11 protein-coding genes are annotated in these 13,370 nt (G+C 47.1%); 6 read left to right on the plus strand and 5 right to left on the minus strand.

All coding sequences use genetic code 11. The features are described from left to right. Nucleotide 1: 1 nt before the first annotated feature. Nucleotides 2-829, minus strand: a complete 828-nt coding sequence (locus ACMVP2_RS01600; RefSeq protein ID WP_416866445.1) for a zinc-dependent peptidase — start codon at nt 827-829, stop codon at nt 2-4. A gap of 261 nt (nt 830-1,090) precedes the next feature. Here ACMVP2_RS01600 and ACMVP2_RS01605 point away from each other — a divergent pair, with 261 nt between their 5' ends. The 6 genes from ACMVP2_RS01605 (at nt 1,091) to ACMVP2_RS01630 (ending at nt 9,826) form a co-directional block, all read left to right on the plus strand. Next, nucleotides 1,091-1,942, plus strand: a complete 852-nt coding sequence (locus tag ACMVP2_RS01605) for a transketolase (RefSeq protein ID WP_416866446.1) — start codon at nt 1,091-1,093, stop codon at nt 1,940-1,942. Nucleotides 1,943-1,954: 12 nt separating this feature from the next. Continuing rightward, nucleotides 1,955-3,355: a vWA domain-containing protein gene (locus ACMVP2_RS01610; protein ID WP_416866447.1), complete on the plus strand. Its 1,401-nt coding sequence runs from the start codon at nt 1,955-1,957 to the stop codon at nt 3,353-3,355. After that, a complete protein-coding gene (locus ACMVP2_RS01615) occupies nt 3,352-4,314 on the plus strand; it encodes a transketolase family protein (RefSeq protein WP_339791157.1) in 963 nt (320 codons plus the stop codon). The genes ACMVP2_RS01610 and ACMVP2_RS01615 overlap by 4 nt, the downstream gene beginning before the upstream one ends. Nucleotides 4,315-4,622: 308 nt before the next feature. Beyond that, a complete protein-coding gene (locus ACMVP2_RS01620) occupies nt 4,623-6,656 on the plus strand; it encodes an OmpA family protein (protein WP_416866448.1) in 2,034 nt (677 codons plus the stop codon). Nucleotides 6,657-7,061: 405 nt separating this feature from the next. Beyond that, the gene (locus ACMVP2_RS01625) at nt 7,062-8,246 is read left to right on the plus strand and encodes an aspartate aminotransferase family protein (RefSeq protein WP_416868233.1); all 1,185 of its coding nucleotides are present in this window, start codon (nt 7,062-7,064) and stop codon (nt 8,244-8,246) included. A 62-nt stretch (nt 8,247-8,308) separates the two neighbouring features. Then, nucleotides 8,309-9,826 carry a GNAT family N-acetyltransferase gene (locus ACMVP2_RS01630; RefSeq protein ID WP_416866449.1) on the plus strand — a complete coding sequence of 506 codons (1,518 nt, stop codon included), beginning with the start codon at nt 8,309-8,311 and terminating at the stop codon, nt 9,824-9,826. A gap of 127 nt (nt 9,827-9,953) precedes the next feature. On the opposite strand, the gene ACMVP2_RS01635 is transcribed toward ACMVP2_RS01630, so the two are convergent. The 4 genes from ACMVP2_RS01635 to ACMVP2_RS01650 form a co-directional block, all read right to left on the minus strand. Next, nucleotides 9,954-11,252 carry a Gfo/Idh/MocA family protein gene (locus ACMVP2_RS01635; protein ID WP_416866450.1) on the minus strand — a complete coding sequence of 433 codons (1,299 nt, stop codon included), beginning with the start codon at nt 11,250-11,252 and terminating at the stop codon, nt 9,954-9,956. A gap of 110 nt (nt 11,253-11,362) precedes the next feature. Beyond that, complete coding sequence (locus tag ACMVP2_RS01640) at nt 11,363-11,935, minus strand: hypothetical protein (RefSeq protein WP_416866451.1); 573 nt, start codon at nt 11,933-11,935, stop codon at nt 11,363-11,365. Between the two features lie 354 nt (nt 11,936-12,289). After that, on the minus strand, nt 12,290-13,156 hold the full coding sequence (locus ACMVP2_RS01645) for an SDR family oxidoreductase (protein WP_416866452.1): 867 nt from the start codon (nt 13,154-13,156) through the stop codon (nt 12,290-12,292). Next, nucleotides 13,153-13,347: a hypothetical protein gene (locus tag ACMVP2_RS01650; RefSeq protein ID WP_416866453.1), complete on the minus strand. Its 195-nt coding sequence runs from the start codon at nt 13,345-13,347 to the stop codon at nt 13,153-13,155. The genes ACMVP2_RS01645 and ACMVP2_RS01650 overlap by 4 nt, the downstream gene beginning before the upstream one ends. Nucleotides 13,348-13,370 lie beyond the last annotated feature (23 nt).

Here is a 13,370-nt window from a genome sequence, read left to right on the forward strand (position 1 = left end):
ATCAATAGCGCCGACTCCAGGCCATTGGATCCTGCCTCAGCATGCTGGACAACAGACGGTATAAAGTTGGATTGTGCTCATGAAGCTCGGCGGGACGTTCAAAGAAATTTTCAACAGCAACCGCAAAAAACTCCTGGTCACTTGAGGCACCGTATTTCCTGAAAAAAGTTAAATCTCCGGTTTTCATTCCTTCAATTTCTCTCCTCCCCTCCTTAGTAAACTGCACTAAAGAATCGTAGTCCAGGAAATTATACTCCTTGTTTCTTATTGAATCCTCCACTCTTAGCGCATGAGCCATTTCGTGCAGTCCCAGGTTTCTGCCATCCTTTTCATCCATGAGCCCGAAAACGAAGCTTTTCCAGGAAAGGGCGATATAGCCGCTAGTATGAACCTCTCCTTGATGTAAATGCCCTGTAGCGTTAGATTGATAAACATCCCCAAAAACATATATTCTGTCAAAATGTACCAGATAAACCCTGGGGTAGCCGAACGTAATTTGGACAGCTGTGGCACTTATCAAAGCTATCATCTCATCGGTAACCTGGTCGATATCGTGGCCGGGCATAAACTCTTTCGACTTGATAAAATATTGAACTTTTTTCTCAAACAACACTTTTTTCTCATTCGGCAGGGCCTGGTGGTAAGGAAACTTTTCTTTAATAATTTTTAGGTATTTTTCATCCAGAGGCTTCCTGATAAAAAACCAATGGACCTTATCTCCCAGAAAAAAATCGAAAGTAGCAGCAAAAATTTCGTAGACGTTTTTAAAAACCTGCACGACTATGAATACTATTGCAAGAGCAAATATGAGGGCTGCTACGTACTCCATTACGACCTTCTATCCTTAAAAAATTATATCGTCCATCAATATAAGGCAAGGCGTCAATTTAAACTACACGATTATAAGCCCGACCAATTTCCGTCGGTTTGTTTTCTATAAACTTACGAGTGGGCAATAGAGCAAAAGCTCGATACCAATGGCTGTTCATAGTTTGCTTTTGAGCTAAAGAACTTTCCCCCACTTTATCCCTCCATATTTTCTGACATTCATTACCTTTGAATCCGTAATCATTTTTAAGACCAAACATCCATGGCAGAGAAGAAATCAGTTGCAGAATTGAAAGCTATAGCGTCGCAAGTGCGTCGTGACATTGTTCGTATGGTACACTCATGTCAGTCAGGCCACCCGGGTGGTTCTCTTGGCTGCACCGATTTCTTCGTAGCACTCTACTTCCATGAGATGAACCACGATCCAAAATTCAACATGGATGCGAAAGGCGAAGACTTGTTTTTCCTTTCCAACGGGCATATATCTCCTGTTTTCTATAGCGTGCTTGCCCACAGCGGTTATTTTCCTGTGAAGGAGCTGGCCACCTTCCGTAAGATCAACTCTCGTCTTCAAGGGCACCCTGCCACACACGAGCACCTGCCAGGTATCAGAATTGCTTCGGGCTCACTGGGTCAGGGCCTTTCTGTAGCTATTGGTGCGGCTGAAGCAAAGAGGCTCAATAAAGACGATAGCTTTGTGTATGTGCTAATGGGTGATGGCGAGCAGCAGGAAGGCCAGGTATGGGAAGCAGCCATGTATGCCCCCAACCACAAGCTGGATCACCTGATCGCCACCATCGACTGGAACGGTCAGCAGATCGACGGCCCCACTGCCAAAATCAACGACCTCCGTGACCTTCGTGCGAAGTATGAGGCGTTTGGATGGGAGGTAATAGAGTCGAACGGCAACGACATGGCAGGCATTTTAGCTGCTCTTCAGAAAGCAAAAAGCCTGGCTGGCAAAGGAAAGCCCATCATGAACCTGATGAAAACTGAAATGGGTGCTGGTGTTGACTTTATGATGGGCAGCCACAAATGGCATGGTGTTGCTCCCAACGACGAGCAACTGGCAGAGGCTTTGGGGCAACTCGAAGAGACCTTAGGGGATTACTAAACCCAAATCATTTTGAAAAACTTACTCAGGAAAGCTACCGTTATTGCGGGACTGCTCGGTCTTTTCAGCTTTCCTGTGTTTGCTCAGGTGTACAAGCAAAAGCCGCCGGAAAAAACACGCATCCTGTTTTTACTTGACGCATCCGGAAGTATGCTGGCCAAGCTGGGAAGTGTGCGGCGAATTGATGTGGCTACAAAGCTCCTATCAGACCTTGTCGACTCCTTGAGTGTCAACCCCAATGTGGAGCTGGCGCTGAGAGTCTACGGTCACCAATATGCCCGGGCTTACAACAACTGCACAGATACCAAGCTGGAAGTGGGCTTTTCAGCAAAGAACCACCGGGACATCCGGGCCAAGCTCTATCAGCTCACACCGCAGGGCAACACGCCCATTGCGTATTCGCTGGAACAAACTGCCAATGACTTCCCCAAAGTTGACGGTTATAGAAATGTAGTCATTATCATTACCGACGGCATAGAAAGCTGCGAAGGTGATCCGTGTGCCGTCTCCAAAGCACTGCAGTCGAAGAACATCTTTCTGAAGCCCTTCGTTATCGGCCTGGGGTTGGGATTGGAATATGAGAAAAACTTTGAATGCCTGGGTAAGTACTTCGACGCTACCGACGTGCCCAAGTTCAAAAAGTCGCTCAACGAAGTGCTGAGGCAAACCCTGATGGAAACCACAGCGAGCGTAGAGCTACTCAACGAAAACAATGCGCCCATTGTAACAGATGTGAACGTCAGCTTTATCAATACAGTGACACGGCAGTCCGTTTACGACTTCGTGCACTACAGGGACAAACTGGGCCGTCCCGACTCTGTAATCCTCGATGCGGTGCTCACTTATGACGTGGTGGCCAATACAGTACCCCCTGTAGTAAAAAGAAATGTGGCGCTTGTAGGTGGCATCCACAATATAATCGACATCCCTACTCCCCAGGGCAATTTAGTCTTTCAAATGCCCGGCGCCTCAGAGTACGGCAATCCGGTGCAGGCATCAGTACGCCTGCCTGGTCAAACGCAGAGCCTCAACATCCAAAAACTGACCGAGCCCTTTCTTTACCTGGCTGGCACCTACGACATCGAAGTGCAAACCTTCCCCCGCACCTTTATAAGGGGCTATACTATAAAGCCTTCTCAGGACAATTCCATTACCCTTCCCGGGCCAGGGGTTCTCAACCTGACTATGGGCGTGCGGGGCATCGGGAGTCTCTACAAAATCAACCCCGATGGGTCGCAGGAGTGGGTTTGTAACTTTCCCGGAAATATCACTTCATTTGTTAGCGCTATTCAGCCCGGAGAGTATAAATTTGTGTTTCGTGCACAAAGCGCAAACGGCAGTAAGTTTACAGAAATAAAGAAATTCAGCATAAGAACTGGTTCCACAGAAACCATCAAACTATACGGTAGATGACGAAATTTGAAATACTCGGAAAAAACGACACCCGCTCCGGCTTCGGAGTAGGCTTGCTAGAGGCTGGCCAGCAAAATCCCAATGTGGTTGCTCTTTGCGCCGACCTCATTGGCTCATTAAAAATGGATGCCTTTATTAAGGAGTTTCCAGAACGATTTTTTCAGGTAGGTATTGCCGAAGCCAATATGATGGGCATTGCTGCTGGCCTTACTATAGGAGGCAAGATTCCTTTCACCGGTACTTTCGCCAACTTTTCTACAGGAAGAGTCTATGATCAGATTCGTCAGTCAATTGCCTATTCAGGAAAAAACGTGAAGATATGCGCCTCGCATGCAGGCGTAACCCTCGGAGAAGACGGTGCTACGCACCAGATCCTCGAAGACATTGGTATGATGAAGATGCTGCCAGGCATGACAGTTATCAATCCTTGCGACTACAACCAAACCAGACAGGCTACCGTGGCTATTGCCAAATATGAAGGGCCTGTGTACCTCCGCTTTGGAAGACCGAAAGTCCCAATCTTTATAAAAGAGGACTTACCTTTCGTGATTGGGAAGGCGCTGAAGCTGGTTGAAGGAAGCGACGTCAGCATTTTCGCTACTGGTCACCTGGTTTGGGAGGCTGTTCTGGCAGAAGAAATACTAAGAGAGAAGGGTATTAGTGCCGAAATCATTAACATTCACACCATTAAACCACTCGATGAGAAAGCAATCCTTGACTCGGTGGCCAAAACCGGTTGCGCAGTGTCTGCTGAAGAGCATCAGATGAACGGCGGCCTTGGTGACAGCATCGCCCAAACCCTTGCAACACACAACCCGCTACCTCAGGAATTTGTTGCTGTGAAGGATAGCTTTGGAGAAAGTGGTGTACCTGAGCAGTTGATGGAAAAATATGGATTAAATGCTGCTCATATTGTGAAAGCAGCGCTGAAGGCAATTGACAGAAAGCGTAAGAAATAAAGGATAAAATCAACTTTTTTGAATTTTCCGTTCACTATTTGAAACAAAAGAGGGCTCCAATTGGAGCCCTTTTCGTTTCATGACCAGCTTAACCTTACATCCTCCGCATAGATGCAAACCCGATTTAATGGGGGCTTTGCCTTCCATATAGTCTCTTTTCTTCCAAGTATCTCCAAATTCTTACGTAAGGAACCTGCCATGTGAAGACAAAGACAAAGATCATCCGACACAAGTAAGGAGGGTTTCCTAAAGTCAACTTTTAGGGCTAAAGAGTGACATACCTTTGAGACATCAAATCTCTCAGTTATATGAATCGTTTAGTTACAACGCTTGCTCTACTTCTTTTCACAGCCACCACAACGGTCGCCCAACAAATACAATGGGCATCGGCAGTAGACTATCAATACAACCAGTTTGCCGAAGCAGAATATGCTGGTCACTCGGCCACCGGAGAGCCTGATGCTTTTCCTCTTGGCTTTTTAAGTCCAAAGGCATTCAGATTAAAAAACGAGAAGGCATTTGGCTCATTAATGCTTGAGTTCGACAAGCCACAGGCGGTTCAGCAACTGTTAATAATAGAAAGCCACATGCCAGGTAGAGTAACCAAGATTGCTCTTTTGGACGAAGTTGGAAACAAGTACCCAATTTATAATAAAGAGGCAGCCAACGTTGATGAAAGATTCCGCACCCTGCTTATCAGTATCCCTGTGACTTACTACGCTGTGAAGAGAGTTGAGATAGTGGTGGACACGGAGTCAATAGAAGGATGGGCACAAATAGACGCTGTAGGTATATCTAACACAGCGTCGGTTTCAGACATCAAAAAATCATTACAGGAAAAATACGGCAGACTTAATTTCAAAGACGAGATCTTTTTCACGGCTGCCAAAGAAAACCTTGGAGGAACTGTCAACTCGCTTTTCCCTGAAGCTAAGCCAATCATCTCCGCTGACGGAAAGACCCTTTACTTCGCCAGACAAAACAGCGACGGAAATGTTGGCGGCCAATCGGACGATCAGGATATTTATGTGTCGTACTTTGAAAACGGAGCCTGGACAGAAGCTGAAAATATTGGTGAACCTTTAAACGACAGGTTTGCGAATGGTGTATGTAGTGTTAGCCCAGATGGTAACACCCTCCTGCTGATGAATTCATACAGCGAGGCGGGTGCTACCCAGCGGGGAGTGTCTATCTCTAGAAAAACATCTTTTGGCTGGGAAGCACCAGAGCCGGTAGTTATCAACAACTTTGAGCCTAAAGGAAAATACCTTGACTTCTTTATGAGCGCCAGTGAAGAGGCATTGATCATGGCTTATCAGGCAAAAGATGGAGGGTATGGCGATCAGGATCTTTATGTGAGCATCAAGCAGGGTAACAACACCTATGCTAAGCCAAGAAATCTTGGAAAAATCCTCAACACCAACAAAGCCGAGTTCAGCCCCTTCCTTGCACCTGACAACAAGACTTTATACTTCGCCAGCAACGGGCATGGCGGTATGGGTGGCAGCGACATCTTTTACACAAAAAGACTGGACGATAGCTGGACCAAATGGAGCACCCCAGTAAACATGGGTTCTAACATCAACACGCCGGAATGGGACGCTTACTACTCCATCTCAGCTGATGGCAGCAAAGCATTCTTTACTTCCAGTGATGAGAGCAGTGTTGGTGCAAGAGACATCTACTCTATTTCTCTGGAAAATGAATTGAAGCCGGAGCCGGTAATGTTGGTAAGAGGAAAGGTTTTCAACAGCAAAACCAACGAACCTATTATGGCGGACATCGTCTTTGAAACCTACTTTGAAGGTGTAAAAGAAGGCATGGCTAGTCCGGATAGTAAGACGATGGAATACAAAGCCATTCTAAGCCGTGGTAATAAATACAGAATTCTGGCTTATGCAGAGGGCTATATGCCGCTAGACATTGGTATTGACGTGCAGTCGTTCGACACTTATTCTGAACTCCACAAGGATATTTACCTGGATCCGATAGCGCTTGGCGACCTGATCACATTCAACAATATTTTATTCAACAAATCCACCCCGGAATTGTTACCTGAGTCGGGCACTGACCTGGCCATGCTGGAAACACTGCTGAGAGAGAATCCCAATATGGTGATTGAATTGGCAGGCCACACAGACAGTTGGGGTGATGTGAGTAAGAATTTCAAACTATCGCAAGAACGTGTGGAGGTAGTGAAAAACTACCTGACCATGAGAGGCATTGACGCAAGAAGATTGCAAGCAAAAGGCTACGGAGGCAGCCAGCCAGTAGCCAGCAACGCCACCGAAGACTCGAGACAGCTTAACCGACGAGTGGAAGTTAAAGTATTAAAGAATTAAAGATCCAGTGATGGAAAGAGAGTAGTTTACTAGAAAGGACCCCGGCAGTGTCGGGGTTCTTTTTTTGTATGCAGTGCAACAGTGTCGGCACCGCCCCAAGCGGTCAGCCACGGTTGGAGTAAACCTCTGAAAACGTTTTTTTCAATGACTCGGCTCAGTAATCCAGCAACTGACGGCTCCAGAGCAATAGCCATCTGGACGTACCGACGCCTTGCCACAACAGCGGCTCGATCATCAGCAGCGTAGGCACCGCCTTTAGCGCTCAGGCACAGTTGGATTAAACCTCTGAAAACGTTTTTTCTAATGGTTTGGTCAAGTAATCCGGCGGTTGATGGCTCCGACGCTTTTTTGCCTGGCCGGAGAGGAGCCCTGTTGAATTGCCTCATTTCTCCCTACCTTTGCCGCATGCTTTCCAACAGACAACTCTTCCAGCAGCATCTCGCCCAAACTTCAGAGTTTCCTTTGATGACCGAAGTGGAAAAAGCCGAAGGCATCTATCTCTTCACCCCGGAGGGAAAAAGAATCATTGACCTGATCTCGGGCATTGGCGTCAGCAACATCGGGCACCGCCACCCAAAAGTGGTGGCCGCCATCAATGAGCAAGTAGATAAATACCTCCATGTAATGGTTTACGGAGAGTTTGTTGAAAGCCCACAGGTAAAATTGGCCAAGGCCCTGGCTGACACCCTTCCCGCCCCGCTCGACAATGTCTTTTTGGTTAACTCCGGCAGCGAGGCAGTGGAAGGCGCCCTCAAACTCGCCAAGCGCTTCACAGGCAAGCCCAATCTGGTTTCCTGCTTCTCATCTTACCATGGCAGTAGCCACGGCGCATTGTCAGTAACCGGCGACGAAGGCTTCAAACAAAAGTTCAGGCCACTGCTTCCCGGCATTAAGCACATCACTTTTGGGCATACCCCAGACCTGGACACAATCGACGGTCAGACAGCTGCCGTCATTATAGAAACCGTGCAAGGCGAAGCTGGCGTAAAATCCGCTACCCGGGAGTATTTCAAGGCCTTAAGGCAGCGATGCACCGAAACCGGCACCCTTCTCATACTAGACGAAATTCAGTGCGGCTTTGGCAGAACCGGCAGCTTCTGGGCATTTGAGCAGTACGACATTGTGCCCGATATTGTGGTGGCGGCAAAAGGCATGGGCGGCGGCATGCCCATAGGCGCTTTCATTTCTTCCAAAAAGATCATGCACGTGCTTACCGACAACCCCGTGCTTGGACATATCACCACTTTTGGGGGCCACCCTGTTTCAGCGGCAGCTTCGTTGGCAACCCTTGAAATAATTCTGGAAGAAAAGCTTTACAGCGAAGCGGAAAACAAAGCAGCCCTTTTTAAGAAACTCCTGCAGCACCCATCCATTCTTGAAATAAGAAACAAGGGACTAATGATGGCAGTCCAGTTTGAAAGTTTTGATATACTAAAACCAATTCTCGATCTTTGCCTTGAACGAGGTGTGCTTTCCGACTGGTTTCTTTTCAACAACAGTGCCATGCGAATTGCCCCTCCTCTTACCATAGACACCACACAGATTGAGGAAGCCTGTGAAATAATATTGGGCGCCATCAAAGACGCATAGCCCTGGTGTTGCTATCATCAAAACATTAATTAATATTACCGGCCACTAAGGCTCGTCTATTTATGGAAGACATAGGAAAAGTAGAACTTCGTGCTTTAAAATCATCTGACTATCAGGGGCTGAAAGACTCCATGATTGCCGCCTACCCAAACTGGCCGGGTGCGTTTTGGGGTGAACAGCATATTGAAACCTTGCTAAGGATATTCCCAAAAGGTCAGATCGCTATTTTTGTTGATGATGAACTGGCAGGATGTGCACTGTCACTTATTGTGACATATGAACATTTCGGCGATTCGCACACCTATCAGGAAATAACGGGCAATTACACTTTCAATACCCACACCCCTAAGGGTGACGTTCTTTATGGTATTGATCTGTTTATAAAGCCGGAATACAGGGGGCTGCGGCTGGGGAGAAGGCTCTATGATGCCCGCAAGTCGCTTTGCGAAGACCTCAACCTGAAAGCGATCATCTTTGGGGGAAGAATACCCAAATACCATGAGTATGCAAAGGATTTGAGCCCCAAGGAATACATCCAAAAGGTCAAATTCAAGGAAATCTACGACCCGACGCTGACCTTCCAGCTCTCAAACGACTTCCACGTAAAAAAGGTGCTGGTCAACTATTTGCCTGGCGACAAAGAGTCGAAAGACTATGCAGTTCTGCTGCAATGGGACAATATTTACTACGAAAAAGGTGCCAGGAAGCTCCTGGACAAATCAATCGTAAGACTTGGCCTGGTGCAGTGGCAAATGAGGCTCTATAAAGATATCGACGACCTTTTTGAGCAAGTAGAGTTTTTTGTGGACGCCACATCAGCGTATAAAAGTGATTTTGCCCTCTTCCCGGAGTTCTTTAATGCCCCGCTGATGGCAGCACACAACAACCTCAGCGAAGCGGCTGCAATAAGAAAGCTTGCCGAGCATACCGATGAAATCAGAGACCGGTTTATTCAGTTAGCGATAAGCTACAATGTGAATATTATCACAGGCAGCATGCCCTCCATGCGGGGCGACAAGCTTTTTAATGAAGGTTTTGTTTGTCGGAGAAATGGCACATACGATAGCTACGAAAAAATACACGTGACACCTGATGAGGCCAAGTTCTGGGGCCTCACCGGTGGTAAGAAAGTAGAAGTCTTTGAAACCGACTGCGGCCCTATTGGTGTCCTTATCTGTTACGATTCTGAGTTTCCTGAGCTTTCGAGGATACTGGCCGCTCAGGGGATGAAAATCCTGTTCGTTCCTTTCCTTACCGACACCCAGAATGGCTACGGCAGGGTGCGTTATTGTTGTCGGGCCAGGGCGATTGAAAACGAATGTTATGTGGCTATTGCCGGCAGCGTAGGCAACCTCCCTAAGGTGTCGAACATGGACATCCAATTCGCACAGTCGGCTGTGTTCACTCCCAGCGATTTCTCCTTCCCCACCAACGGTATCAAGGCGGAAGCAACACCCAACACAGAGATGATTCTGGTAGCCGACGTTGACCTCGACCTGCTGAAAGAGCTGCACAACTTTGGCTCAGTACGTAACCTGAAGGACAGAAGGACTGATATTTATGATGTGATCAAGAAGTAGGTAGCGCCTTTCCTGATTTCCCGTCTTCATTTACCCCGGCCCTAAAGGGTGCGAAGACGGGAAATCAGTTGGCTCCCTTTTGGGGCGCCCGGCTTAGGGTTGGGGCAAAACGACTGATTTTTCACTTTCAAACAGGATACTCATAGCCCTTCCGATACTCCCTTGACAGCAGCTTATTCGCTTCAGGATCGTTGATCACCTCCTGCTTGTCGCCATCCCATTCGATACTGCGGCCTGCCTTGGCAGAGACCATTGCCAGCAAGCTGATATTGGTCGCCAGTTGCCCGTTGATCATCGGGTTGATCGTCTGCCCTTTGCTCTCAATCACTTTCAGGAAGTCAGTCCATAGCTCTTTGATGTTTTGCTGGTCAGGCTCATGCAGCACCGGATCAACATGGATCGTCTCCTTGTTCTTGTTGACAGGGTAAAACGTCCAGCCATCAATCCATCCCAGGTGTAGCACACCTTCGGTGCCATAGAAGTAGCAGCCAACATCTGGCCCCTCCTGGCGGTTGCCGGCGTAGTTTCGGTTTTCCCAGTGCAAGGTAAATGACTCAAAGTCGTACACAGCTATCTGCGTATCTGCAGCGTCGGTGCTGTCTTCCCTGATGCGGCGTGCAGTACTGGAATAAATCCTTTTTGGTGCTTTTTCTTCTGTCCACCACAGCACCTGGTCGAACCAGTGCACACCCCAGTCGCTGATGGTGCCATTGGCAAAGTTAAGGTGCTGACGGAATCCTCTGGGGTGGATTGTCTTATTGAACGGAACCAACTGAGCGGGCCCACAATACATCTCCCAGTCCATACCCTCCGGGGCTTCCGAATTGGGTGTAATCTTGCCCGGACCGCCGCCATAGTTGATAAAGCATTTCACACTGCCGATTTTCCCCAGCTTCCCCGAGCGCAAAAACTCATTGGCTGAGATATTGTGTGGTGATGCTCTGCGATGCAACCCGATTTGCACCACTTTTCCTGAAGCGGCAGCAGCCTTCACCATGGCTTTTCCTTCATTGATGGTGTGACAAATAGGTTTTTCGCAGTAAACATGGGCGCCGCTTTTCAAAGCGTCAATCGCAGCCAGGGCATGCCAGTGATCAGGCGTGGCCACAATCACAATCTCCGGCTTTTCCTTCTGCAGCATTTCCCGATAGTTTGTATAAGGCTTCGGCTTATTGCCTGTCAGCTTTTCCACTTTTTCAATAGCAGGCATCAGCTGGTTTTTGTCTACATCGGCCATGCCCACCACTTTGCTTCTGCCAGAAGCCATGGCCTCCCCCAGGATGTTCATACCCCACCAGCCAGAGCCGATGAGTGCGACTTTGTAAGTAGCTTGTTGCCTGGCAATGCCCATGAGCGGCATAGCTGAAAATGCGGCGCTGGCAGCGATGCCAGCAGTGGTTGTTTTAATAAAATATCGTCTGTCCATGGGTGTAGCAGGTATCGTTTTAATGTGAAGAGAAAAGCTATAAAAAACTCAAATAAATGACCAACAATTGTTGACTACTGGAAATTTCAGGTGACGTCAGGCAACCTGAGTTAGTCAAGCTTCACCGGGCTACCAGATCCGCTTTTTATTAGCCATTTTTCCCCATAAATCGACTTGTAGGTTATTTGTATAGTGAGGCTATCGTGATTGAGGATACTGAAGAGCTGCTTGGCGTCCTGCACGTCGTTTTGTGGCAAGGTAGCAACATCATTAATGCCTAACTTTGCCAGCAATTCGTGATTCACCAATTGAATCAATGGAATCTCTACATTGGGAGGGATTAGCTTTCCAGAAGATATATTTGAATGTAGATACCAAATAGAGTCTTCTGGCGGGATAACGTCGTCAACGTAGTATACCAGATCCAGATAATCTTTGCCATTAGGCCCGACAACTAGAACAGAGTCAATCATCGCAGGGCCGATTCCGTCATTTTTAAGCACATATTGGTACTGAAGCGAGCCGCTGAACTTGTTCGAAAAGCTAAGGTGAGGATACACCGACATGTACTGCTGCTGACGAATGAGGTTGGTTTGGTAGCCGAATACGCCCAAAGTCAGCAAACTAACCAACACAGCGGCGACACTTAGTAGCTTGTCACCAGTCCAAAACTTCCTTTGCATAACGGTCGACTGAAATACGGAGGTGAAAATAAAAAACAATAAGTGCTATTACCTGACTCACAATATAAGCATTTCTGCCTTACAGGGGAATTACGAGTTTAAGGCCTAAGAATGAAGCAAAATGGTGCCAGGCAACTGCGCAGCTACCCTTTCAAAATGTCTCTCTTTGTGCTTGCTTAGCGGCAACATCGGGCGCTTGATACCTGTTACAACCCGAAATACTACAGCTTTGTACGCATTATAAAAACGTAAAAAACTAAGGCGGGTAGCAGATGTAACGAACAAAACACGTTGGCTACAGGCTCTCACCGCCTGTCTCTGACACGTCTCACTGAGTAAAAAAGCCAGTCCTCTCTATTTCTTTTCTTCGCTAGCTTTTTTAAAAGACTCAGTCATTTCCTTTGGCGACTTATGAAGCCTTCCAGCAGCCTTTTCAAAATCAGAAGTGACCTCATTTGCACCATTTTTAATCCCTTCGTAGATCCCGGTGATAATTGTTCCAATAAATTCTCCCAACTCTGCTTTTCTTTCCCTGGCATAGTCTTCAACTGATACAGCATTGTATTTGAGGTGGGTTCCGTATACCTGATTGATCAAATTTGCCAACTCTGTTTGGGTAATGGCTTCGCCTACCAAATTATACGTCTTGCCGTTATGCTGATCGCTCATTATCATTTGAGCGTAAGCATAAGCCAACTCTTCTCTGCTCGTATAGGCACATTTTCCATCGCCCGCACAATTCCTGATCTCTCCTGCTTCGACGTATCGGTCTAAATACTCCAGATCCGGCTCAATGTATATACCGTTTCGACCAATCACCCATTGAAGCCCGGATTCCCGAACATCAGCCTCGGTTTGGCGATTGCTTTGAACAACCGGGCTAAAAGCCGTTTTAGCCTCATCTCCCACAATGCTGGTATAAACAATCTTTTTCACACCATTAACTTTCGCTGCTTCAATGACATTCTGATGCTGTTGAATTCTTTTTTTAGGATCGTCCATGCCAGAAAGCAGAAGAACCACATCGATGCCTTTCAAAGCCTCATCAAATTGCTGACGATTGTTGTAATCTCCTTTTCGGACTTCAACGCCAAGGTGCTTGGCCTTATCAGGTGTTCGTGCAATACCTACTACGTTTTCTTTCCCAATTTCTTTTATCAGCTGCTTTACGATGGCTGACCCCAATTGGCCACTGGCCGATGTTACTGCTATCTTCATCATTGTATTTTTAATGTTTCCAGTTCCTTTTCCAGTCTTTCTGCTTTTGTTTTAAATTTCTCCATAGCCCGTTTTAGCTGACTTATTTTTTTGAAGGCTTGCGCATCCTGCACTGCCTGATAGGAAAAGGCTCCATCTATTTCTTTGATTTTTGACTGGCTGCCGCAGGTGGGGCAATGGGCTATTTGACTCATCGTTCATTTTTACGCAAAGGTCA

The sequence above is a fragment of the Imperialibacter sp. genome (assembly GCF_048007035.1).
Taxonomy (GTDB): Bacteria; Bacteroidota; Bacteroidia; order Cytophagales; family Cyclobacteriaceae; genus Imperialibacter.

Coding starts and splice junctions, on each gene's coding strand:
- ACMVP2_RS01600 (WP_416866445.1), bottom strand. CDS start 829: ATGGAGTACGTAGCAGCCCTCATATTTGCTCTTGCAATAGTATTCATA.
- ACMVP2_RS01605 (WP_416866446.1), top strand. CDS start 1,091: ATGGCAGAGAAGAAATCAGTTGCAGAATTGAAAGCTATAGCGTCGCAA.
- ACMVP2_RS01615 (WP_339791157.1), top strand. CDS start 3,352: ATGACGAAATTTGAAATACTCGGAAAAAACGACACCCGCTCCGGCTTC.
- ACMVP2_RS01620 (WP_416866448.1), top strand. CDS start 4,623: ATGAATCGTTTAGTTACAACGCTTGCTCTACTTCTTTTCACAGCCACC.
- ACMVP2_RS01625 (WP_416868233.1), top strand. CDS start 7,062: ATGCTTTCCAACAGACAACTCTTCCAGCAGCATCTCGCCCAAACTTCA.
- ACMVP2_RS01630 (WP_416866449.1), top strand. CDS start 8,309: ATGGAAGACATAGGAAAAGTAGAACTTCGTGCTTTAAAATCATCTGAC.
- ACMVP2_RS01635 (WP_416866450.1), bottom strand. CDS start 11,252: ATGGACAGACGATATTTTATTAAAACAACCACTGCTGGCATCGCTGCC.
- ACMVP2_RS01640 (WP_416866451.1), bottom strand. CDS start 11,935: ATGCAAAGGAAGTTTTGGACTGGTGACAAGCTACTAAGTGTCGCCGCT.
- ACMVP2_RS01645 (WP_416866452.1), bottom strand. CDS start 13,156: ATGATGAAGATAGCAGTAACATCGGCCAGTGGCCAATTGGGGTCAGCC.
- ACMVP2_RS01650 (WP_416866453.1), bottom strand. CDS start 13,347: ATGAGTCAAATAGCCCATTGCCCCACCTGCGGCAGCCAGTCAAAAATC.